The sequence below is a fragment of the Streptomyces goshikiensis genome (assembly GCF_014650555.1).
Lineage (GTDB): Bacteria > Actinomycetota > Actinomycetes > Streptomycetales > Streptomycetaceae > Streptomyces > Streptomyces goshikiensis.
This window is the reverse complement of sequence record NZ_BMVE01000011.1, coordinates 25,871-48,410: the sequence shown is the minus strand read 5'-3', so window position 1 is coordinate 48,410 and position 22,540 is coordinate 25,871. Positions and strand designations below refer to the sequence as shown.

At 73.2% G+C, this 22,540-nt stretch carries 19 protein-coding genes; 9 read left to right on the top strand and 10 right to left on the bottom strand.

The window, feature by feature from the left end; genetic code table 11:
* Positions 1-3 precede the first annotated feature (3 nt).
* Positions 4-651: a TetR family transcriptional regulator gene (locus IE248_RS26820; protein ID WP_037797775.1), complete on the bottom strand. Its 648-nt coding sequence runs from the start codon at positions 649-651 to the stop codon at positions 4-6.
* Between the two features lie 322 nt (positions 652-973).
* On the opposite strand from IE248_RS26820, the gene IE248_RS26815 reads away from it, so the two are divergent.
* From IE248_RS26815 to IE248_RS26805, 3 genes are all read left to right on the top strand, one after another.
* A complete protein-coding gene (locus tag IE248_RS26815) occupies positions 974-1,801 on the top strand; it encodes a VOC family protein (protein WP_037797773.1) in 828 nt (275 codons plus the stop codon).
* A gap of 135 nt (positions 1,802-1,936) precedes the next feature.
* On the top strand, positions 1,937-4,366 hold the full coding sequence (gene afsK / locus IE248_RS26810) for a protein serine/threonine kinase AfsK (protein ID WP_190031976.1): 2,430 nt from the start codon (positions 1,937-1,939) through the stop codon (positions 4,364-4,366).
* 125 nt (positions 4,367-4,491) lie between these two features.
* The gene (locus IE248_RS26805; RefSeq protein WP_037797770.1) at positions 4,492-4,989 is read left to right on the top strand and encodes a peptidylprolyl isomerase; all 498 of its coding nucleotides are present in this window, start codon (positions 4,492-4,494) and stop codon (positions 4,987-4,989) included.
* 80 nt (positions 4,990-5,069) lie between these two features.
* Here the strand turns inward: IE248_RS26805 and IE248_RS26800 are convergent, their stop codons facing one another.
* Positions 5,070-5,924, bottom strand: coding sequence for an NAD(P)H-binding protein (locus tag IE248_RS26800; RefSeq protein ID WP_190031975.1), 855 nt, complete (start codon positions 5,922-5,924; stop codon positions 5,070-5,072).
* A gap of 112 nt (positions 5,925-6,036) precedes the next feature.
* Here IE248_RS26800 and IE248_RS26795 point away from each other — a divergent pair, with 112 nt between their 5' ends.
* Together IE248_RS26795 and IE248_RS26790 are read left to right on the top strand one after the other, a co-directional pair.
* Positions 6,037-6,549, top strand: a complete 513-nt coding sequence (locus IE248_RS26795; RefSeq protein ID WP_073799567.1) for a MarR family winged helix-turn-helix transcriptional regulator — start codon at positions 6,037-6,039, stop codon at positions 6,547-6,549.
* Between the two features lie 80 nt (positions 6,550-6,629).
* Entirely contained in the window at positions 6,630-7,274 is a 645-nt protein-coding gene (locus IE248_RS26790; RefSeq protein WP_190031974.1) for a hypothetical protein, read from the top strand.
* Between the two features lies 1 nt (position 7,275).
* Here the strand turns inward: IE248_RS26790 and IE248_RS26785 are convergent, their stop codons facing one another.
* From IE248_RS26785 to IE248_RS26775, 3 genes are read right to left on the bottom strand one after another with little or no spacing between them, the layout of a single operon-like run.
* Positions 7,276-8,052 carry an enoyl-CoA hydratase/isomerase family protein gene (locus tag IE248_RS26785; protein ID WP_037797767.1) on the bottom strand — a complete coding sequence of 259 codons (777 nt, stop codon included), beginning with the start codon at positions 8,050-8,052 and terminating at the stop codon, positions 7,276-7,278.
* On the bottom strand, positions 8,049-8,495 hold the full coding sequence (locus IE248_RS26780; RefSeq protein WP_190031973.1) for a Zn-ribbon domain-containing OB-fold protein: 447 nt from the start codon (positions 8,493-8,495) through the stop codon (positions 8,049-8,051). Before IE248_RS26780 ends, IE248_RS26785 begins: the two co-directional genes overlap by 4 nt.
* Positions 8,496-8,508: 13 nt before the next feature.
* Positions 8,509-9,660, bottom strand: a complete 1,152-nt coding sequence (locus IE248_RS26775) for a lipid-transfer protein (RefSeq protein ID WP_037797762.1) — start codon at positions 9,658-9,660, stop codon at positions 8,509-8,511.
* An 86-nt stretch (positions 9,661-9,746) separates the two neighbouring features.
* On the opposite strand from IE248_RS26775, the gene IE248_RS26770 reads away from it, so the two are divergent.
* Positions 9,747-11,357 carry a FadD3 family acyl-CoA ligase gene (locus tag IE248_RS26770; protein ID WP_190031972.1) on the top strand — a complete coding sequence of 537 codons (1,611 nt, stop codon included), beginning with the start codon at positions 9,747-9,749 and terminating at the stop codon, positions 11,355-11,357.
* An 18-nt stretch (positions 11,358-11,375) separates the two neighbouring features.
* Here the strand turns inward: IE248_RS26770 and IE248_RS26765 are convergent, their stop codons facing one another.
* The 3 genes from IE248_RS26765 to afsR all read right to left on the bottom strand — a co-directional run bounded on the left by IE248_RS26765 (position 11,376) and on the right by afsR (position 15,762).
* The gene (locus IE248_RS26765) at positions 11,376-12,098 is read right to left on the bottom strand and encodes a class I SAM-dependent methyltransferase (protein ID WP_190031971.1); all 723 of its coding nucleotides are present in this window, start codon (positions 12,096-12,098) and stop codon (positions 11,376-11,378) included.
* Positions 12,099-12,288: 190 nt separating this feature from the next.
* Positions 12,289-12,537, bottom strand: a complete 249-nt coding sequence (locus IE248_RS26760) for a hypothetical protein (RefSeq protein ID WP_073799562.1) — start codon at positions 12,535-12,537, stop codon at positions 12,289-12,291.
* Positions 12,538-12,735: 198 nt separating this feature from the next.
* Positions 12,736-15,762: an SARP-family global regulator AfsR gene (afsR, locus tag IE248_RS26755; RefSeq protein WP_190031970.1), complete on the bottom strand. Its 3,027-nt coding sequence runs from the start codon at positions 15,760-15,762 to the stop codon at positions 12,736-12,738.
* Positions 15,763-15,894: 132 nt separating this feature from the next.
* Here afsR and IE248_RS26750 point away from each other — a divergent pair, with 132 nt between their 5' ends.
* Positions 15,895-17,133, top strand: a complete 1,239-nt coding sequence (locus tag IE248_RS26750; protein WP_190031969.1) for an amidohydrolase family protein — start codon at positions 15,895-15,897, stop codon at positions 17,131-17,133.
* Positions 17,134-17,139: 6 nt separating this feature from the next.
* Here IE248_RS26750 and IE248_RS26745 read toward each other — a convergent pair whose 3' ends face one another.
* The gene (locus tag IE248_RS26745; RefSeq protein ID WP_229895554.1) at positions 17,140-18,309 is read right to left on the bottom strand and encodes an alpha/beta fold hydrolase; all 1,170 of its coding nucleotides are present in this window, start codon (positions 18,307-18,309) and stop codon (positions 17,140-17,142) included.
* A gap of 183 nt (positions 18,310-18,492) precedes the next feature.
* Between IE248_RS26745 and IE248_RS26740 the strand changes: the two genes are divergently transcribed.
* Positions 18,493-19,377 carry a trypsin-like serine peptidase gene (locus tag IE248_RS26740; protein ID WP_229895553.1) on the top strand — a complete coding sequence of 295 codons (885 nt, stop codon included), beginning with the start codon at positions 18,493-18,495 and terminating at the stop codon, positions 19,375-19,377.
* Positions 19,378-19,489: 112 nt separating this feature from the next.
* Here IE248_RS26740 and IE248_RS26735 read toward each other — a convergent pair whose 3' ends face one another.
* Complete coding sequence (locus tag IE248_RS26735; protein WP_190031967.1) at positions 19,490-19,957, bottom strand: NUDIX hydrolase; 468 nt, start codon at positions 19,955-19,957, stop codon at positions 19,490-19,492.
* 571 nt (positions 19,958-20,528) lie between these two features.
* Here IE248_RS26735 and IE248_RS26730 point away from each other — a divergent pair.
* Entirely contained in the window at positions 20,529-22,262 is a 1,734-nt protein-coding gene (locus IE248_RS26730) for an FG-GAP-like repeat-containing protein (RefSeq protein ID WP_190031966.1), read from the top strand.
* Positions 22,263-22,540: the final 278 nt, after the last annotated feature.

Below are 22,540 nucleotides of genomic sequence, written 5' to 3'. Positions count from 1 at the left end.
CCGTTACTTGGTCGGCTTCTTGCCGGTGATGCCCAGGTGCACGAGCAGCGCCAGGTTCGGCTTGAGCTCGGCCTGTTTCACGCCCCAGGTCTGGAAGCCCTTCTGGTGCGAGGCGACCGCGGCCAGCATCGCGACCAGGGATCCCGCCATCGCCGCCGGGCTGAGGTCCTTGTCGACCTTGCCCTTGGCCTGGAGCTCCTTCATCGATTCCGTGAGGGAGTTGGTGACGGAGTTCAGGATCTTCATGCGGATCTTGTAGAACCGCTTGTCGCCCTCGGCCGCGCCGAGGTCGACGACCCGGAGGATCGCGTCGTTGGCCCGCCAGAAGTCCAGGAATCCCTCGACGAGCTCCTCGGCGGCCGCCCAGCCAGCCTTGCCGACCCAGTTGCGGCCCTCGACGAGCGCCGTCAACTGCGCGCCCTCGGTGGCCATTTGCTCGGCGATCTCCAGGACGGCGCCTTCGACGTCCGGGAAATACTGGTAGAAGGTCGCGGGGGAGGTACCGGCCTTGCGCGCGACGTCGATCACCTTGACGTCGCGGTACGGCGAGGAGCTGAGCATCTCGCTGAGGCAGTCGAGCAGCTTCTGCCGCGTCGCCTGGCCGCGCCGGCCGGCGACACGCCCGTCGACGGTGCGTACTTGTCCTGTCATGCCGTCAGCTTACCGAGGGGTGATCCCGGCGCGATTCGGCCGCCTGCAAATGGGGTTGTCCGGGCTCAGACCCGGGCGGGGAGCGGCTCCGGGAGGACCGAGGGGGCGGATTCCGGCCTGCCCGGAGCGCCCCGCCCGGCCCCGGCCCGGCGCCCGGCACGCCCTTCGCCCGGCCCCCGCCCGCCCTCCGCCCGGCCCCGCTCGCGCGACAGTGGCATCCGGTACGTATCGTGGCGTATCCCCCGAATAGTCTTATCAACAGGCTGTGGACAAGTTTTCGGGCACATCCTGTTTCAGGGGCACGACGGAAGGAACCGGGCTCATGGCCGCATTCGCGGAAGGCGCACCCTGCTGGGTCGACGCCTCCCTCCCGGACGTCGAGGCGGGCAAGCGCTTCTACGGTGAGCTCTTCGGGTGGACCTTCGGCCCCGGCGCGGGGCCCCGGTACGGCGGCTACACCCAGGCCTACAGCCTCGGCCGCAACGTCGCCGCCCTCGCCCCCAAGCCCGACGGCCGGATGCCCACCGTCTGGGGGGTGTACCTCTACACCTCGGACGCCTACGCGTGCGCCGCCCGCATCCGCGCCGCCGGCGGCCAGATGGTGATGGACCCCCAGCCCGTCGGCCCCTACGGCACGGCCGCCATGGCCGCCGACCCCGGCGGCGCCGTCTTCGGCCTCTGGCAGCCCGGCACCCACCACGGGTTCGACGCCCAGCAGGAGCCCTACACGTACTGCTGGTCGGAGGTCTACACCCGCGCCCGCGACGCGGTCGACGTCTTCTACTCCAAGGTCTTCGGCTACGTCCCCGAGGACCAGGACGACCCCGGGAGCGGCGTCGAGTACCGGGTCTGGTCCCCGCCCGGCAGCGTGCCCGGCTCCGACACCGCCGTCCTCGGCCGGACCATGATCACCGACGCCTTCCCGGAGATCATGCCGGCCCATTTCCTGCTCTACTTCGCCGTCCCGGACTGCGACCAGACGGTCGCCACGGCCAAGCGCCTCGGCGGCCGGGTCACCGCCGATCCCTTCGATACGCCGTACGGGCGGATCGCCGTCCTCGCCGACAATCAGGGGGCCGTCTTCGGGATCCTCTCGGAGCCTCGTGCGAAAGCGCGGCCTGAGCAGGGACCGGAGCAGGCGCGGGCCTGACAGAATCGGGGTTGCGCGACCCGGGCGGCGTCCCGGAGTGAGACGCTGCACGGGGCCGACCGCCGCGTGCCGCCGCGCGACCGGTGGAACGACGGGCCCGGCGAGGGCCCGTACGGGGAGGTGTGGAGGCGAGTGGTGGAGCAGCTGACGCAGCACGACCCGAGACGGATCGGCCCCTTCGAGGTGCTGGGACGGCTCGGCGCCGGCGGCATGGGGCTGGTCTATCTCGCACGGTCGGCGTCCGGACGCAGAGTGGCGATCAAGACGGTGCGCACCGAGCTCGCCGAGGACCAGCTGTTCCGGGTGCGCTTCACCCGCGAGGTGGAGGCCGCGCGCGCGGTGTCCGGCTTCTACACGGCGGCCGTCGTCGATGCGGACCCGCGCGCCGCCGTGCCGTGGCTGGCGACCGCGTACGTCCCGGCGCCCTCCCTGGAGGAGATCGTCAACGAGTGCGGGCCGATGCCCGCCCAGGCCGTACGGTGGCTCGCGGCCGGCATCGCCGAGGCGCTGCAGTCGATCCACGGGGCGGGGCTGGTGCACCGCGACCTGAAGCCGTCCAACGTGCTGGTCGTCGAGGACGGCCCCCGCGTGATCGACTTCGGCATCGCGAGCGGTGTCTCCAACACCCGCCTGACCATGACGAACGTCGCCGTCGGCACCCCCGCGTACATGTCGCCCGAGCAGGCGAAGGACTCGCGCAGCGTCAAGGGCGCCAGCGACGTGTTCTCGCTCGGCTCCACGCTCGTCTTCGCGGCGACCGGACACCCCCCGTACCACGGGGCGAACCCGGTGGAGACGGTGTTCATGCTGCTCCGCGAGGGCCCCAACCTGGAGGGGCTCCCGGAGGAGCTGCGGCCGCTGATCGAGTCCTGCATGCAGATGGACGCCACGCAGCGGCCCACCCCGGCCGACCTCCAGGCGCAGCTGGCCCCGCACCTCTTCGACGGCGGAGACGACAGCGGCACCGCCTCCGCGTGGCTGCCCGGCCGGGCCGTCGCGATGATCGAGGCCCGCCGGGCCGGGCAGCGCACCGCTCCGGCGATGCCCGTCCCGCGCCGCCCGTCCCCGGGATCCGGGGCCGGTTCCGGTTCCGGCTCCGAGGTCGCCACGCACCGCCGCCCGCGCGGCGTCGAGCCGTACACGGACCCGCGCACGGGGCACGCCGCCCCGCCGCGCCCGCACCACCCGCCGATGTCCCCGGCGCCCTCGGGCGTGCCCGTGCGGCTCGGCGGTTCGCCGGTGCCGATCGGGCCCGGGCCGCGGGCGGGCGCCGTGGCTCCCTCCGGGCAGGCCGCGGCGGACTCGGCGACCGGGTGGGTGCGCCCGCCAGGCGGTTCCCCGGGGGCCGCGCTGGAGGCCGCCGCCGGCGTCCCCGGCCCGGCCTCGGGCATCGACGGCCGTACCGAAGCCCGTACCGGCCCGGCCCCCGACAGCGGACGCTGGCGGCCGTGGCGCTTCCGCATGTCCAACGAGGTGTGGGGCACCCCGACCGTCGCCGGTGACCTGCTGTACGTCACCTCCTTCGAGGTGCACGCCCTCGATGTGGCCAGCGGCCGGCGCCAGTTCAAGACGCGCGACGTCGCCTGGTCCATGGCCGTCGCGGACGGCCGTATCCACGCCTCCGACGGCCCCTCGCTCTTCGCACTCGACGCCACCGACGGCTCCGAGCGGTGGCGGGTGTCCGCCGACGCCTGGGTGTACGCGCTGCGCGCCGAGCACGGCACCGTCGTGACCGCCACGCGCGGCGGCGGAGTCCAGGGCTGGGAGGCCTCGGGCGGCCACAAGCTGTGGGAGCTGACCGGCGCGCAGACGGACTTCGAGACCCCGGAGGCGGCCCCCGTCCTCCACGACGGCACGGTGTACGTGTGGCAGGACGCCCGGCTGCGGGCCCTGGACGCCCGCACCGGCCGGGAGTCCTGGTCCTACCCCGTCGGCGACGCGGCGTCCTGCGCGAACGTGCCCGTACGGGTCACCCCGGCGCCGGACGGCAACGTGTACGTCGCTGCGGGCACCCGGGTGCTGTCGGTGGACCGGGCCTCGGGCCGGGTCCGCTGGCACTTCGAGGCGCCCGCGGTGTTCCTGGCGGCCCCGGCCTTCGCGCCGGGCGCGGCGGTGACGGGCGGCGGGGTCTACCTGGCCGACCACCTGGGCACCGTCTACGCCCTGGACGCGGTCACCGGCAAGGACCGCTGGCGCATCGCGACGGAGCCGCGGCCTTCGGCGGATCCGGTGCTGGTCGTCGCCGGCAACGTCCACCTCGGGGCGGGCAGCGCCCTGTACACGCTGGACGCGGTCACCGGCACCCCGAAGTGGCGGTTCGCGGCGGGCGGGGAGATCACCGGCCCGCCGGCGGTCGCGGACGGCCGGGTGCACTTCGGCTCGGCGGACCACTGCCTGTACACCCTGGACGCGGCGGGGGGCCAGCTGCGCTGGAAGCTCGCCACGGGCGGGGAGATCGCGGGCGCCCCGGTGGCGGAGGCGGGCGTGGTGTACGCGTGCAGCAAGGACCGCTGCGTGTACGCCCTGGACGCGGCCAAGGGGACGGGCACCCGCACCAGCACCTGACCTGGGACGTCGCCCGGCCCGGGCCCAGCTCTGGCCCCGTCCGGTGCCCGGTCAGGTGCCCGGCTCGGGCGGCGCCCGGGCCCCGCTGAGTCGCGTACGGCACCGGGAGTGACAGGATGGACCCCATGAGCAACGTTTACTTCGACATCAACATCAACGGCGCCCCGGCCGGCCGCATCGTCTTCCAGCTCTTCGACGAGGTCGTTCCGCAGACCGCGAAGAACTTCCGCGAGCTGGCCACCGGCCAGCACGGCTTCGGCTACGCGGGCTCCGGCTTCCACCGCGTCATCCCGCAGTTCATGCTGCAGGGTGGCGACTTCACCAACCACAACGGCACCGGCGGCAAGAGCATCTACGGCGAGAAGTTCGCCGACGAGAACTTCCAGCTGAAGCACGACCGCCCGTACCTGCTGTCGATGGCGAACGCCGGCCGCAACACCAACGGCTCGCAGTTCTTCATCACCACCGTCGTCACCCCGTGGCTCGACGGCAAGCACGTCGTCTTCGGCGAGGTCGTCTCGGGCCAGGAGCTCGTCGACCAGATCGAGGCCCTGGGCTCCCAGTCCGGCGCCCCCAAGGGCAAGGTCGAGATCGCCGCTTCCGGCGTCGTCGAAGCCGCCTGATCACGCTTCCGCCTGTCACGACTGGCCGGCCCCGTCCCCCCGTGGGACGGGGCCGCCGTCATGTCCGGGCGCGGGACGGATCACCTGCCGGGCGCCCGGAAGGCGTGGGCGTTCTCGCGGGCCCACTGCCGGAAGGTGCGGGCGGGCGCGCCGAGCAGGGTCTCGGTGGTGTCGGCGACGGCCACAGGCGTGACGGTGGCGGCGGCCCACAGGTCGAGGAGCGAGCCGGCCATCGCGGCGGGCATGTGGGCGGCCATCTCCTCGGCGGCCCGCTCGCGGGTGATCGGCTCGACGGGGACGGCGCGGCCGATGGCGTCGGAGACGACGGCGAGCTGCTCGCGGAAGGTCAGCTGCTCCGGGCCGGTGAGGGTCAGGGCGCGGCCGGCGAGGGAGCCGCCGTCGCCGGTCAGGGCGCGTACGGCGATGTCGGCGATGTCGGCGGGGTGGATCGGCGCGAGGGTGGCCTCGGGGTGGGCGAGCCGGACCGGCAGGTCCCGGCCGATGGGGTATGCCCAGCCGAGGGCGTTCGTGGCGAACGCGTCGGGGCGCAGCAGGGTGACGGTGAAGCCGGCTCCGGCCAGGGCGCGTTCGACCCGGAGGCTGTGGGAGGCCAGCGGGTCGGTCTCGGCGCCGGGCGCGAGGACCGAGGCGGAGGACAGCAGTACGACGTGTTCGACCCCGGCGGCCTCGGCGGCCTTGACCAGCTCGTGGATGCCGGCGGGCTCGGGGTAGAGGAAGACGCTGCGGACGCCGCTGAGCGCGGCGCCGAAGGTCTCGGGCCGGTCCAGGGCGAGTGCTGCGGTTTCGACGCCGGCCGGGACGGTCAGCTCGGCGGGCCGGGCGCTGGCGGCCCGGACGCGGGTGCCGGCGGAGTGCAGGCGCTGGATGACGGCTTGGGCGACCTTGCCGCGGGCGCCGGTGATGAGAGTGGTCAAGGGAATCTCCGCTCGGACGTTCAATACATCGCTGCGTACATATGCATGCTCGCATGCACACGTTTTCAGGTCAACACATGTCTGCGCGAACTCACGCAGGTAGGGTGAGCGCATGACGAGGAACGAGCCGGCGGACGCGCCGATGACGGCCGACGAACTGCTGGACGCCGTGGGCCCCGCGTTCTCCAAGCTGCGCCGCACCTCGCTGCTGGAGGTCGAGAACCCGATCTCGGCGAAGGACCTGAGCCGGACGCTGGTCCTCAACCACGTCCTGGAGGCCGAGGCCACGCAGGATCCCGACCGGGAGATCACCGTCGGCGGCATCGCCGAACTGCTCGGAGTGGACCCCTCGGTCGCCAGCCGCATGGTCAGCGACACCATCAAGGCCGGTTACGTCATCCGTGGCGCCTCACAGCGGGACGGCCGCCGCACGGTGCTCCACCTCAGCCCGGCCGGCCGGGAGCTCATGGCCCGCTTCCGCCGCCACCAGCGCTCCGCGTTCGAGTACATCACCGCCGACTGGCCGGAGCGGGACCGCCTCGACTTCGCCCGCCTGATGCTCAAGTACACCGACTCCCTGGCGGACCTGCGCACCCGCGGCCTGGCGGCGGACCCCCCGCGCTGAGCGCCGCACCGGGGCGCGAGCGCGCGCACCCGGGCCTGATAGCGTGGCCCGCCGTTAGCCGCGGGGGAGGGATTCAGGCCATGGTGGCTGGACGTCGGATCAGGTTCGCGGCGGTGCTCGCCTTCGTCGTACTGGCGCTGACGGGCTTCTCGTCGAGCGGCGGCAACGGCAGCGGCAGCGGGAAGAGCAAGAGCAACAGCAGCAGCGGCGGCGGATGCTCCAGTTCCAAGAGCGGCAAGCCGAAGAAGAAGTCCCACGGCGGCAGCGGCGGCGGCAGCGCGACCGCCTCGGCCACCCCCACCGGCTCGCCGGCCGCGCCGCCCGCTCACGCCGAGGTCGTCACCTGCGCCGGGCAGGGCCGGACGAAGGCCACCCTCAAGGTCACCTCCGACGTGACGGGCGCCCGCACCTTCCGGGTGCCGCTCGTCTTCGAGGGCGCGGCCGGGCCCGTCGACTCCGCCTCCGTCGAGGTCGCGCTGGAGTCGCGCGAGAGCCGGACCGTGGAGGTGGCGATGACCCTCCCGGCCCGGGCCGCGGACGTACGCGGCTGCGCCGTCGGCCGGATCGACACCGTCCCGGCCGCCACCCCGAGCCCATCCGGTACGTCCGACGGCTCCGGCTCCGACTCCGGCTCCGGCACTGGCTCCGGCTCCGGCGTCGGCAAGCCGGGTTCCAAGCCCAAGCCGAAGTCCACCTCCAGGCCGAACCCCAAGCGCACCCGCTGAATCACCGCACCCTGGGCTCCGGCGCCCCGCGCCGCCCCGCGAACAGTTCGGCCTGCCGCTCCGGCGCCAGGTTCCCCAGCGTGATCAGCGCCGGCGCCTGGTCCAGGGCCTGCCGCAGCGCCGCCCGCTTCGCCGACCACAGCGCCCGTACGGTGCCCTGCACCGCCTCCGTCGGGAACCCGGCCAGCGTCCGCGCCGCCCGCAGCGCCGCCGGGAGCAGCTCCTCGGGCGCCGTCAGCTCGGAGACCAGGCCGATCTCGTGGGCCCGGCGCGCGGAGAGCCGTTCCGCCGTGCCCATCAGGGACATCCGGGCGACCTCGCCGAACGGCATCCGCTGCGCCATGTAGACGGCCTCGTAGGCGCTGACCATCCCGTACGTGGTGTGCGGGTCGAAGAAGACGGCCGTCTCCGAGGCGATCAGGAACTCCGCCTCGCCCAGGACGTAGAAGGCGCCGCCGCAGGCCATGCCGTTGACGGCGGCGATCACCGGCTTCCACAGGTCGTTGGCCTTCGGGCCGATCTCCGTCAGCGGATCGTCGACGGAGTACGGGGAGCCCGGCTGCGGAACCTCCACCGCGCGGTCGATGCCGGTGCAGAACGCGGCGCGCCCGGCGCCCGTCACCACCACCGCCCGCACCGCGTCCTCGTAGCGCAACCCCCGCCACACGGAGGCCAGTTCGGCGGCGGTCTCCAGGTCGATGGCGTTGTGCCGGCGCTCGCGGTCCAGGGTGACGACCGCGACGCCGCTCTCCCCGTCCCGCTCGACCCGTACCGTCACGACCGCTCCAGCAGCCAGCGCGGCACGGCCATCCCGCCGACCTCGGTGAACGCGACCTGGACCTTCGCCCCGATGCGCAGCCGCCCCGGGTCCACCGAGTCGAGCGGGGCGTCGGCGGCGGCCACCAGGTTCCCGGCCAGCCGGATCCCCGGCGCGTCGGCGAGCTCCACGAGGATGACGTTGTACGGGGCCTGCGCCGCGTACGCGGGCAGCAGCGGCGGGTGCGGCCGGACGTACGACCAGATCCGGCCGCGCCCGCTCATCGGGCGCCACTGGGAGTCGAAGGACCGGCAGTGCGGGCAGCACGGCCTCGGCGGGAAGCGGAGCCTGCCGCACGAGGCGCAGGCCTGGATCCGCAGTTCGCCGCGGGCGGCGTACTCCCAGAACGGGGCACCGTCCTCGTCGGGTACGGGGAGCAGCAGTTCGTCGGCAGTGGCGGTCATCGTCGCTCGCTCCTCAGGCTCGCAGCAGGATCGCGGACGTCGGGACTCCCTCGCCCGCCGTCACCAGGCAGGTCGCGGCGTCCGGCACCTGCGCGGTGGAGATGCCCCGCAGCTGTTTGACGCCCTCGTTGATCAGGTTGAAGCCGTGCACGTAGGCCTCGCTGAGACCGCCGCCGCCGGTGTTGATGGGCAGCCGGCCGCCCATTTCCAGCGCCCCGCCCTCGGTGAAGGCGGCGCCCTCGCCGCGCCCGCAGAACCCGTAGCCCTCCAGGGACAGCGGGATCAGGGGGGTGAACGCGTCGTAGATCTGGGCGACGTCCACGTCCTGCGGCCCGAAGTCGGACTGCTTCCACAGGTGCCGGGCGGCGGTCCAGGCGGGCCCGGACAGCGGGTCGTCGTTCCAGTAGTTGACCATCCCGTGGTGCTGGGCGGGCAGCCCCTGGGCCACGGAGTGCACGTACACGGGCTTGTGCCGGCAGTCCCGGGCCCGCTCGGCGGAGACGATCACGCAGGCCAGCGCCCCGTCCGTCTCCAGGCAGTTGTCGAAGAGGCAGAGCGGTTCGCTGATCATGCGGGCGGTCATGTACATCTCGCGGGTCAGCGGGCGTTCGTACATCATCGCGGCCGGGTTCTCGTTGGCCCGGTTGCGGCAGGCCATCGCGACGTTGAAGAGGTGGTCGCGGGTGGCCCCGTACTCGTGCATGTAGCGGCGGGCGAGCATGCCGATCTCGTCGGCGGGGCGCAGCAGCCCGAACGGGCGGGTCCACTGGCCGGGGGTGGGCAGTTGGACGGCGGTGTTCTTCCACGGCCGGGGCCCGGAGCCGCGCTTGCGGGAGCGCCAGGCGACGCCCACGCTCGCCTGCCCGGTGGCGACGGCGGCCGCGAGGTGGCCGACGGTGGCGCAGGAGCCGCCGCCGCCGTAGCCGACCTTGGAGAAGAAGGTGACGTCGCCGGCGCCGATGGCCTTGGCGACCTCGACCTCGTCGGTCTCCTCCATCGTGTAGGAGGCGAAGGCGTCGACCTCGGACGGGGCGATGCCGGCGTCCGCGAGGGCGGCCAGAATCGCACGGCAGGCCAATTCCTTCTCGGATTGCGGGAGCCGTTTGGCAAAGGGGGTCTGGCCGATCCCGACTATCGCCGTAGCGTCCTTGAGTGTTGCCGCCATCGCCACCTCCGGGCCCGCGCCAGTACTGACAGCCGCGAAGGCTACAGCTAATCTGACGGATAGTCAGCTACTGGGAGGGGAGCGCGATGAGCGAAGACGTGCGGGGGGATCTGCGCTGGGGCAGCGTCGCCGAACTGGTGCGCGACGCCGCCGAACGCTACGCGGAGCGCGAAGCCGTCGTCGACGGCCGCGTCCGGATCGACTACGCCCAGCTCGGCGAGCGCGTCGAACGGGCCGCGGCCGCCTGCATCGCCGCCGGGGTCGAGGCGGGCGACCGGGTCGCCGTCTGGGCGCCCAACACCCTGGAATGGATCGTCAGCGCCCTCGGAGCCGTCTCCGCCGGCGCCGTCCTCGTCCCCCTCAACACCCGTTTCAAGGGCGCCGAAGCCGCGTACGTCCTGCGGCGCAGCCGCGCCAGACTCCTCTTCGTCACCGGCACCTTCCTCGGCACCTCCTACGTCGCCTCGCTGCGCCGCGCCGCCGCCGAAGGCCCCGGCACCGGCCCGCTCCCCGGCCTGGAACACCTGGAACAGGTCGTCGTCCTCGCCGAGGACGCCCCGGCCTCCTTCCGCACCTGGAAGGACTTCCTGGCCGGCGGGGACCGCGTACCCGCCGAAGCCGTCAGCGCCCGCGCCGCCGCGATCCGCCCCGACGCCCCCTCCGACATCATCTTCACCTCGGGCACCACCGGCAGCCCCAAGGGCGCCGTCATCACCCACGCCCAGACCCTGCGCTGCTACGACGTGTGGAGCGAACTCGCCGGACTCCGCGAGGGCGACCGCTACCTGATCGTCAACCCCTTCTTCCACACCTTCGGCTACAAGGCCGGGATCATCGCCTGCCTGACCCGCGGCGCCACCATGGTCCCGCAGCCCGTCTTCGACGTGGACACCGTCCTCGCCAACGTCGCCGCCGAACGGATCTCCGTACTCCCCGGACCGCCCACCCTGCACCAGTCCCTCCTCGACCACGCCCACCGCGACCACCACGACCTCTCGGCGCTGCGCCTCGTCGTCACCGGCGCGGCCGTCGTCCCGCTGCGCCTCGTCGAGCGGCTGCGCGGCGAACTGCGGATCGCCACCGTGCTCACTGCGTACGGACTCTCCGAGGCCAGCGGCATAGTCACCATGTGCCGGCGCGGCGACCCGGCCGAGGTCATCGCCGAAACCTCCGGACGGCCCGTCCCCGGCACCGAGGTACGCATCGCGGACCCCGAAGGGGCGCCCCTGCCGGCCGGCCGGGCGGGCGAGGTCTGGGTCCGCGGCCACCACGTCATGCGGGGCTACTTCGAGGACCCCGCCGAGACCGCGCGGGCCATCACCCCCGACGGCTGGCTGCGCACCGGCGACGTCGGCGTCCTCGACGCGGACGGCAACCTGCGCATCACCGACCGGATCAAGGACATGTTCATCGTCGGCGGCTTCAACGCCTACCCCGCCGAGATCGAGCAACTCCTCGGCCTGCACCCGGACATCGCGGACGTCGCGGTCGTCGGCGTCCCCGACCCGCGGCTCGGCGAGGTCGGCAAGGCGTACGCGGTGCGCCGCCCCGGCGCCACCGTCACCGCCGACGACCTGATCGCCTGGTCGCGCCGGGAAATGGCCAACTACAAGGTGCCCAGGGAAGTGGAGTTCGTCGGCGAACTGCCGCGCAACGCCGGCGGCAAGGTCCTCAAACGGGAGCTGAGGGCGCGCTGACCGCGGCCGGAGCCGGCGTCACGGGCGCCGGGCCAGGACCAGCCGCCAGTGCGGACTGCCGTCCTCCCGGCGCCCGAAGTGCTCCAGCGGGACCGTCTCCACCGTGAACCCCGCCGCCCGCAGGTCCGCGCGGACACCGCTCAGCGGGAACGTCCGGTAGTACATGACGAACGGCGGCCGCCACACCGCGTTGCGCACCCGCATCGCCGCGTCGAAGCCCGCCAGCATCCACCAGACCCGCGAGCTCGGCGGCAGCGGAGCCCCGATCGGGAAGGCGAACAGCCCGCCGGGGCGCAGCGCCGCGCGGACCCCGGCGAACAGGGCGGGCCGCTCGGCCGGCAGGAAGTGCCCGAAGGCCCCGAAGCTGACCGCCAGGTCGTAGGAGTTCCCGAGCGCGGGCGGCAGCGCCAGCGCGTCGGCCCGTACGAAGTCCACCCCGTCCGGGTGCGCCAGCGCGGCCTGCGCCAGCATCCCGGCGCTGACGTCCACCCCGGTCACCCGGTCCCGGCACAGCCGCCGCAGCATGCCCAGCCCGGCGCCGGTGCCGCAGCACACGTCGAGCCCGGCACCGAAGGAGCCCTCCCGCCCGGCCAGGGTCTCCTCGACGGCGTCGAGCATCCGGTCCGGGGTGCGGAAGGGCGTCCGGTCGAACTTGGGCGAGAGCAGGTCGTAGCCGCGCTCGACGGAGGAGAGGGCCTGCACGGCCAGCTCGCGGGCGGTGGGTCCCTGGGAGGTGAACACGCCTCCACCCTAGGGGCTCCGCCGTGTCCGGACACGCGGATACGACGGCCGCGGTGGCTCCCCCTCCGGGCCACCGCGGTCGTCGTCTTTCCCCCGTCGCCTTCTGGTCCCTTCGGTTCCCCCCGTAGGACCCGAGGCGCTTTCCCCCGTTGGTTCTGGTGGCCCGCGGCCGGAGCCCGGACCCGGCCGGTTACGGCTTGAACGGCTCGCTGGAGGCGTGGCTGTCCATGGCCTGGAGCGGCTCGCCGGACGCGTGGCTGTCCTGCGGCCCGACCGGCTTGACCGGCGGCTTGGCCGGCGTGAGCGGAAGGTCGATCGGCTCGCTGGAGGCGTGGCTGTCCATGGTCTGGATGTCCGTGACGGCCTCCGCGCCCGAGGCGTGGCTGTCGAGCGGCTTGGACGGGTCCTTCGGCGTCTGCGGCGTGGTCGCGTCAGTCATGGCGCACTCCTGAAAAGTATGTGGTTCGTCGTCCGGAGGATCCGCCCGGCGACTCCCCCGAGGGCCGCCGGACGGATCTTCGCGGATTCGGCACCTGGGAGGTGCCCTCCTGTTGTGTCGGGCCGTCCACCCGCCGTCTGCGCGGATCGACAACTACAGAGTGCCGCCCGGCGATAAACGAATGATGAACGCGTGCGTTCACGAGGCGGCGGCGAGCGCCAGCAGCATCCTGACCTCGGACGCCTCCGGCGACCCGAGCCCCTCGTAGATCGCCAGCGCCTCGCGCCAGCAGGCGCTCGCCCGGTCCGGCTGCCCCAGTACCGTCAGCGCCTTGCCGAGGACCTGGAGGACGGTACCGCGCCGCCACACCCCGCCGATGCCGCGCAGCGCGATGGCCTGTTCCGCGTGGGAGGCGGCCAGGGTGGCCCGGCCGGCGGCCAGGTGCACCTCGGCCAGCCGGAAGTGTGTCACGCCCTCCCACAGGGGCTGGCGGTTGTCGCGGAAGATCTCCAGCGCCTGTGTGAACTCGGCCAGCGCCTCCAGGAAGCGGCCGGCCTGGCTCAGCGCCAGACCCAGCGCGTACCGGCCGTTGGCGAGCCGCAGTTCCAGGCCGAGTTCGGCGTATATCTCGATGCCCTGCCGGGCCAGCTCCACGGCGCTGCCCGTGCGGTCCTGGGCGAGGTGGATCCGCGACAGGTTGCACAGGGCGCTGGCCTCGCCGGGGCGGTTCCCGTCGGCGCGGAAGGCCTCCCGGGCCTGGCTCAGGGCCTCCTCGCCGGCGGAGTGCTCCTTGCGGTAGATCGCGATGATGCCCCGCTCGTTGGGGGCGTTCCCGCTGGTCCAGGGGTCTTCGGCGAGCCGGCCGAGCTCCATGGCGGTATTGGCCTCGGTGGCGGCGGCGTCGAAGCGGCCGGCCGTGATCTGGGCCTGCGCCAGCGTGGTGCGGGCCCGGCCCTCGGCGCGGGCGTTGCCGAGGGAGCGGGCGGCGTCGCGGACCATGACGGCGGCGTTCTCGTACATGCGGGAACTGGCCCCGGACTCGGCGAGGTCCTTGGCGGCCATCAGCAGGCCGACGGAGCGGTCGAGCTGCCCCCGGCCCACGGACTGCTGGACGCAGGCGAGGAGGCAGTCGGCCTCGCCGTAGAGCCAGTCGAGCGCGGCGGGGCGGCCGGCGAAGACCAGCCCGGCGCGGTCGGTGGGCGGCAGGTGGTCCACCGTACGGTCGCCGGGGCGCTCCAGCGCGTACACCCGGGAGGCGGTGGCCAGGTAGAAGTCCAGCAGCCGGGACAGGGCGGTGTCGCGCTCGCTGGGCGGCTGCTCGTCGCGTTCGGCGCAGGCGCGGGCGTAGAGGCGTACGAGGTCGTGGAAGCGGTAGCGGCCGGGCGCGGCGGATTCGATGAGGGAGCAGTCGACGAGGGCCTCCAGGAGGTCCTCGGTGTCGTGCTCGGGCCGGTCCAGTACGGCGGCCGCGGCGGCGAGGGAGATGTCGGGGCCGTCGGCGAGGCCGAGGAGGCGGAACGCGCGCTGCTGGGCGGGTTCCAGCTGGCCGTAGCCGAGCTCGAAGGTGGCCTTGACGGCGAGGTCGCCGGACTGGAGCTCGTCGAGGCGCCGGCGTTCGTCGGCGAGCTTGGCGGCCAGGACGGAGACGGTCCAGGTGCGGCGGGCGGCGAGCCGGGAGGCGGCGATGCGGATGGCGAGCGGCAGGAACCCGCAGGCGCCGACGACGTCGAGGGCGGCCTGGCGTTCGGCGGCGACGCGCTCGGTGCCGACGATCCGGGTGAACAGCTGCAGGGCCTCCTCGGGGCTCATCACGTCGAGGTCGACGAGATGGGCCCCGGCGAGGCCCGACATGCGGACCCGGCTGGTGACGAGGGCGGCGCAGCCCGCGGTGCCCGGCAGCAGCGGCCGTACCTGGGCGGCGTCGCGGGCGTTGTCGAGCAGGACCAGGACGCGGCGGCCGTCGAGGGCGGAGCGGTAGAGCGCGGCGCGTTCGGCGGGGGAGTCGGGGATCGCGGTGTCGGGGGTGCCGAGGGCCCGCAGGAAGGAGCCGAGGACGGCCTCGGGTTCGGCGGGGCGCGGCTCGGTGCCCTGGAGGTCCACGTAGAGCTGGCCGTCGGGGAAGTGCGGGCGGGCGGCGTGCGCGACGTGCACGGCGAGGGTGGTCTTGCCGACGCCGCCGATGCCGGCGAGCGCGGAGACGGCCATGACCTGGCCCTCGGCGCCCGACAGGATCGCGCCGAGCTCGCTGACGAACGGGGTGCGTCCGGTGAAGTCGGGCACGGTGGCGGGCAGTTGGGCGGGCTTCATGTGGACGGCGGCCGCGGCCGGCGCGGGGTCCTCGGCGCGGGCGAGTTCGGCGTCGGCGCGCAGGATGCGCTGCTGGAGGGCGGAGAGCTCTGGGCGCGGGTCGACGCCGAGTTCCTCGGCGAGGAGCCGGCGGGTGTCGGCGTAGACGGCGAGGGCCTCGGCCTGGCGGCCGCTGCGGTAGAGGGCGAGCATCAGCAGCTCGCGCAGCCGCTCGCGCAGCGGGTGGGCGGCGGTCAGCGCGGTGAGCTCGGAGACGGCCTCGGCGTGGTGGCCGACCTCCAGGTCGAGGTCCAGACGGGTCTCCAGCAGCTGGACGCGCCATTCGGCGAGCCGGGTCCGCTCGGTCTCGGCGTGCGGGCCGGGGACTCCGGCGAGGGGTTCGCCGTCCCAGAGGTCCAGGGTGCGGGCGAGGAGGGTGCGGGCGAGGGCGCGGTCCCCGGCGGCGCGGGCCTTCTCGGCGTCGGCGGCCAGAGCGCGGGCGACGCCGAGGTCGAGGGCCTCCATGTGGCGCAGCCGGATGGCGTACCCGCCGGACTCGCTGACGAGCAGCCCGGGGTCGAGGACCTTGCGCAGCCGGGACGCGTAGGTGCGGATGGTGGCGAGGGCCTGCTGGGGCGGGTCCTCGCCCCAGATCGCGTCGATGAGCTCGGGCGCGGTGGCGGTCCGGCCGCCCCGGAGCAGGAGCACGGCGAGCAGGGCGCGCTGCTGGGGGCTGCCGGAGGGCAGGGCCTCGCGGCCGCGCCAGGCCCGGATGGGTCCGAGGACGGCGAACCGGGCGCCGCCGGGGGTGAGTTCGGCGGCCGCGGCCGGTTGGTGGGTGTCCGCGCGTACGGCCTGTACGGCCTGTGCCGCCTGTACTGCCTGGGGGGCTGCCTCGGGGTGGTTCCGCTGGTGCGGGATGGCCGGTATGCCGTCCATCTGTCGTCCCCCCTGCCTTCCGTCGGTGTAAGGGTCAGTCTGCCCTGTCTTGCGCGTACCCGTCAGCCCGTGGCGGAGCGATCCCTTCCCAACTAGCTGACGGTTCGTCAGATCGGCGCTACCGTAGACCACATGGAGACCTTCCCGAAGATCATCTCGGTGGATGACCACACGGTGGAACCGCCCCACGTCTGGCGGGACCGGCTCCCGTCCAGATACCGGGACACCGGACCCCGCGTCGTCCGCGCCCCCCTGAAGGAAATGACCTTCCTCGGCGGCAAGTTCGCCCCCGTCATGGGGGCCAAGGGCGACGACGGACCGATCGGCGACTGGTGGGTCTACGAGGACCTGCACCGCCCGCTCACCCGGCTGGACACCGCGGTCGGGTACGACCGCGACGAGATCAGGCTGGAGGTCATCACGTACGAGCAGATGCGCCCCGGGTCCTTCTCGGTTCCCGAGCGCCTCGCGGACATGGACGTCAACCACGTCCAGTCGGCGCTCTGCTTCCCGACCTTCCCGCGCTTTTGCGGCCAGACCTTCACCGAGGCCCGGGACCGCGAGCTGGGACTGCTCGGCGTACGGGCCTACAACGACTGGATGGTCGAGGAGTGGTGCGGCCCCGACGCGGCGGGCCGGCTGATCCCGCTCACCCTGATCCCGCTCTGGGACGCCGACCTCGCCGCCGCCGAGGTCCGCCGCAACGCGGCCCGCGGCGTGCGCGCGGTGGCCTTCTCCGAGATACCCCCGCACCTGGGCCTGCCCTCCGTCCACACGGACGAGTGGGACCCCTTCCTGCGGGCCTGCGACGAGACCGGCACGGTCATCGCCATGCACATCGGCTCCTCCTCGCGCATGCCGTCCACCTCGGCGGACGCCCCGCCGGCCGTCGGCTCCACCATCACCTTCGCCAACTGCTGCTTCTCGATGGTCGACTGGCTGATGAGCGGCAAGTTCGAGCGCTTCCCGAACCTGAGGATCATGTACGCGGAGGGCCAGATCGGCTGGATCCCGTACATCCTGGAACGGGCGAACGTGGTCTGGGAGGAGAACCGCGGCTGGGGCGGCGTCGCGGACAAGGTGCTGCGCCCGCCGTCGGAACTCTTCGCCGAGCACGTCTTCGGCTGCTTCTTCGACGACGCCTTCGGGCTGCGGAACCTGGACGCGATCGGCGTCGGGAACGTCCTCTACGAGACGGACTACCCGCACTCCGACTCGACCTGGCCGAAGTCCCGCGAGGTCGGCGAGGCCCAGATGGCCCACCTCCCGCCCGACGTCGTCGACCGCATCGTCCGCGGCAACGCCATCGACCTCCTGGGCCTGACCCCGGACGGCCTGTGGGCGGGGGCACGGCGACCCGGCGGGGTGTGACGGCCCCTACGCCGTCGCGGCGGGGCGGGCGGAGGCGGGGGCCGGGGGCGGGGTCAGGGCCGTGACCGGGGTCAGTGCCGGTGCCTGGGCCGGCGCCTGGGCCGGGGGCGTGATCGCCGGGAGGACGTGGGTCAGGAGGAGGTCCAGGAACACCTCCGGGTGGCGCAGGGCCGCCCAGTGGCTGGCGTCCTCGATCAGCGCGAACCCCTTGACCGGGGCCTCCACGTCCTCGAAGAACGCCCGGGCGCGCTCCGTCGGGGTGATCACGTCACTGTCGCCCTGGAAGAGGAAGAACGGCACCTCGAAGACCGTGCCGTCGGCCCAGTCGTCGAACCCGGCGGTCCCCGGGGTGATCCGCTCGGAGAAGGACTGACCGCGGAAGAAGTCCCGCAGGTCCCGCAGCGAGTGCAGCGGCGACAGCCACATCGACCCCAGGACCACCTTCTTGAGCGTGTCCAGGGTCAGCGGGTCGCTCGCCGTGCAGAGCTTGTCGTACGCCGCCCGCTGCCTCGCCGTCCAGCGGCGCCGGTCGGGACCCATCGCCGCCACCACCGCGGCGTCCTTCGTCCGGCCCGCCGCGCGCAGCCGCTCCAGCAGCGCCCGGTGGCCGCCGGTGTCGCGGCCGCCGTCGTGGACGTTCTGGTCGGTGCCGACGTACGCCGAGTACAGCTCGGGGTGGTCGCGGGCCAGGCGCAGCCCGAGGGTGGTGCCGAAGGAGTTGGCGAGCAGCACGACCCGCGCCACGCCCAGCCGCTCGCACGCGTGGCGGGTGACCTCCAGGGCGTCCTCGTAGAGCCGCTCGAAGGTGGTCTCGCCCTGCCCCTCGGGGCCGCCCCGGCCGAAGGTCTTGCCCGCGCCGCGCATGTCCCAGCGGACGATCGTGAAGTGCCGCTCCCAGGAGCGGGTGCGTATCCCGTAAGGGGAGTTGGTGGCGCCGGGCCCGCCGTGCACCTCCACGACGACCGGGTTGGAGCGGTCCTCGCCGCGCACCGAAACCCACTGCTCGATGCCGCCGATCCGGACGAAGCCCTGCTCGTCGATGCCGTCGGGGGAGTCGATCCGCATCAGGGCCGCGTTCCCCGACCGGCGCAGCGCCCGGTGCCCGAACAGCCCGGCACCGGGGACGGCGAGGGCGCCCGCGACGGTGGCGGCGGTGGTGAGGACGGTCCCGAGCATGGTCTCCCCTAAAACTGTGTCCGGTGTATGCGGTTTATTGTCGAGCCGGGGTCGCGGTCTGTCAACGCCTGTGCGTGAAGGGTGAGATGGGGGGTGTCCGGCGGCCGGCGCCCGCTCTGGCCTGACTGAGCCTTGCGGCGGAAGTGCCGCCGGGGCATGCTTCGCCAGAGCAAAGGTGGAGGGGTGTCTGTGGTGGACAAGCGGACCGTGGTGACCGCGGTGTTGTGCGTGGCGGCGGCGCTGGGGGCGTCGGCGGCCATGACGAAGGTGGTGCCACCGGTGGAGAGCCGGGTCACGGCCCAGTCGAAGACCGGCCCGAAGGGTACGCCCACCCCCACGGCATCTTCGCCATCGCAACCACCGAAACAGCCTCAACTCGCAGGCACGCCGAGCACCTCCCCGACGGCCTCCCCGGGCGCCTCTGTCACCCCGGGCTCGCCCGCCCCGGGAGCCGCCGCCACCTTCACCGGCGCGCTGTTCGCGGGCGGCCTGGAGGGCGACCACTTCTGCACGGCCACCGTCGTACGCAGCCCCGGGCGCAACCTGATCGTCACCGCCGGGCACTGCCTGCTCTCCGGCACCTCGGGCGTCGGCGGAGCCGTCTTCGCACCCGCATACGCGAACGGGAAGGCGCCGTTCGGTACCTGGAAGCTGGAGGAGGTCTACGAGGACTCCCGCTGGTCCTCCGGCGGCGACGAGGACTACGACCTCGCCTTCGCCCGCCTCGCCCCCGACGCCTCGGGCCGCAACATAGAGGACCTCACCGGCGGGGCGGACCTCGACACCTCGGGCCGCGCGGGCGAGGAGGTCACGGTGACGGGCTACCCCGCCGACCGCAAGGTCCCCCGCACCTGCACGGCCGTCGCGGTCCGCCAAGGGGCGAAGGAACAGCGCTTCGACTGCGCGGACTTCCCGGGCGGCACCAGCGGCAGCGCCTGGATAGCCCGCGACGGCAAAATCATCGGCATCCTCACGGGCGGCGACACCGACGACGTCTCCACCAGCACGATCCTGGGCCCGTACGCAGCCGACCTGTACAAAAAAGCATCAGCGGGCCCCCGCCCCTGACACCCGCCGGGCTTCGGCGCCGCCTGCTTGACGCCCGCCGGGCACCTGGCGCTGGCGGACGGGCGCCGGCCAGCTGCTGGCGGCCGCCCGTCCGCCGCTGACGGCCGCCGGGCTACGTTACGAGCCCCAGGTGCACCGGCTCCACTGGCGGCCCGGCGAGCAGGTCGGCGAGCCGCGGCGGCCAGATCGGCTCGCCGAGCCCGGCGAGCGCCTCGGGGGAGAGCCACCGCCAGTGCGCGTCGGGCGACTCCGGCACGGGGTCGCGCTCGGGGCCGCTGGTGACGTAGATGTGCTCGTGCTGACGTATGGGCACGCCCTGGTGGGTGAAGTCGTGCTCCCAGGTGCACAGCAGTCGCTGCGGGGCGAGATCGGTCCACCCGGTCTCCTCCCGCAGCTCCCGCCGCACGCACTGCTCGGGGCTCTCCCCGGGATCGATCCCGCCGCCGGGAGGCAGCCAGTGCACGCCGACCTCGATGTTGTTCTCCCGGAACAGGAACACGGCCCCACTGGGCGACAGCACGACAAGTCGTGCCGCCTGACGGGGAGTCCGGGAACGCGGGCGCAGGAATTTCGGTCGCATCACCGCAGCGTACGACGCCGCCCGGGGTGGCCGGGCGGCAGTTTCCCGGACCGGAATCGGCCAGTGTCGGAAACTCCCCCGAAGAAACGGTCAGGGGGGCCGCGTACGCCACCCGCCCCGCGTACGGCCTGCTCCCTCAGCCTGGCCTTGGCTCGTTCCCTCAGGGCGAGCGGAGGTGCGGGGTTGACGTCGTAGGCGGTCGGTGCCGTCGGCGAGCCGTCTACGGGGCCGGTGGCTGGCAGCCCAGCAGCCGTCCGCTGGTCACCAGCTCCGGAAACGCCCAGGGCGCCGTTGTCGGCAAGACGTTCATCGACGACGACGCCGGTGCCACCGGGGTGTCTGCTCTTCTATCCTGGCGGCGCCACCACTCATCGCAAGCCGCTGAAGGTGGGCAACAGCGGCTGGAGTTACTCCATCACCAGTCTCTCCTGAGGGTTCTTGATGCGAGATGGCCCGTGGCCCCGCTTGGCCGTGGGGGCCGCGGGCCGTTTCGTCGGGCTTCGGCCGCGGGTTTCGGCACCTCAGAACGACAGGCTCCCCATGGGGCGCCTTACCGGAAAGTCAGGTCTCGTTGAACAGAAGTTTCCGCAGAGCGGCGTCGATAGCCACGGCGACGGCGGCCGTGGCGGCCGGCCTCGCGGCGGTGGCCACCCCTGCGCTGGCCGTTGACTCCAACCCCGTGTTCGCCACGCCCGGGGAAGAGGTGCTGGCGCCCGGCCAGGGGTGGAACACGGGGGCCGCGCTCATCTCCGGCATCGCCCGGGGAAAGATGATCTACGCGTTCTCCACGAAGCCGCTGACGGGTCCGGTGGCCGCGGCTGACGGGCTGCCCGCCTCGCTGCGGCGGAAGTCGGACACGTGCGAGGAGGTCGAGGGGGCGGTCTCCGTCTACGTCTGTGACGTGCGGGACGGGTACCCTCCCAGCTTCGCCGTCGCCCAGGACGCCGCGGACATGACGACGGCCTACGAGGGCTACGCCTACGTGCCGCGCGACGGGGATCTGAAGGCCGCGGTCGCGATGGCGCAGAGCGCCGGTACCCGGCCCGGTGACGCGACCAGCGGGTCGTCCAAGGTGACGGTGAAGACGCTGGAGCGGGCCGCCCGCAACACGGTGTCGTTCGAGCTGCCCGACGTCGCGGCGGGCGCCTCCGTGCGCCAGCGTGTCCGTCTCCACGCCACGGATGCCGGGGAGCAGCACTTCGTGTTCCTGCAGGGCCAGGGGGCGCCGTACTGGTCGTACGGCCCGATGGCCCGCGTGAGTGAGGTGACCACCAGCGCCGGCATGTCCTGCAAGATCGAAGATCCGAAGGTCACGCTCTACACGGGCAACATGAGCTGCAAGAACACCGTCCCCGGTGAGCACTGGATGGAGTACACCTTCACCGTGCCGGCGGGCACCGGTGTGTCGAACCTGTCGCTGCACTCCACCAGCACCATCTACACCGGTACCCCCAACGAGGGCTGGCAGCGGGCCAAGGCGACCTTCAGCACGGGCAGCGGGGCGCCGCGCCGGTTGTACGACCTCCTGGCCCGTGATGCCAGTGGTCAGCTGTTCCAGTACTGGGGGGACGGGGAAGGCTCGCTGGCCGGTGACCGGGTTCTGATCGGGGGCGGCTGGAACACGTACGACCAGCTCACCAAGCTGACTTCGGTCAGCCAGTCCCTGAACTACGGGGTCGGGACTCCGGCGAGTGCGATGACCGGGCTGGGTGAGCTCGTGGGCCGGGACAGCGCCGGTGTGCTGTGGCACTACCAGCGGCAGTTCTCCAACGTCAGCGGCTACGCGGACCGCACCCGGGTCGGCGGCGGCTGGGACATCTACGACCAGCTGATCGGCGCCGGTGACATCTACCGGGACGGGAAGCCGGACCTGCTGGCGCGTGACAAGGCCGGTGTGCTGTGGCTGTACAAGGGCACCGGCAACCCGGGCAGCCCGTTCCAGGACCGTGTCCGCGTCGCGGGCGGCTGGAACGTGTACGACCAGCTGATCGGCTCCGCCGACGTTACGGGCGATGGCCGCCCCGACCTGCTGGCCCGTGACAAGGCCGGTGTGCTGTGGCTCTACAAGGGCAACGACAACCCGACGGTCCCGTTCGACGACCGCACCCGTATCGCCGGTGGCTGGAACGTCTACGACCAGTTCAGCCTCGTCGGTGACATCACGGGTGACAACCGCGCCGACCTCGTCGCTCGCGACGCGGCGGGCGTGCTGTGGCTCTACAAGGGCAACGGCAACCAGCCCGTCCCCTTCGACGACCGCACCCGCGTCGGCTCCGGCTGGAACACCTACCAGCAGCTCCTCTGAGCGGTGGGGGGTGGCGGTGCGGTGCGCGCCGCCGCCCACCCCGTCCGGAGCGCCGGCGTCGGGGAGGGGCCGGGCCCTCGCGCCGCTGACCGTGACCGGCGGCCGCGCGCTGCTGGGCCATCTGGTGGGAAGCTGCCGGCCGGCGCGCGGTACGCCACAACCGCCCGGGCGGCCGGATCGGGCCGGCCGCCTCCGCTGACGGAGTGCCGGCCGTGGTCCCGCTTCGGTTGAATCGCGGGTTCGCGACACCCGGGAGTTCGCGCCCACCGGGGAACTGG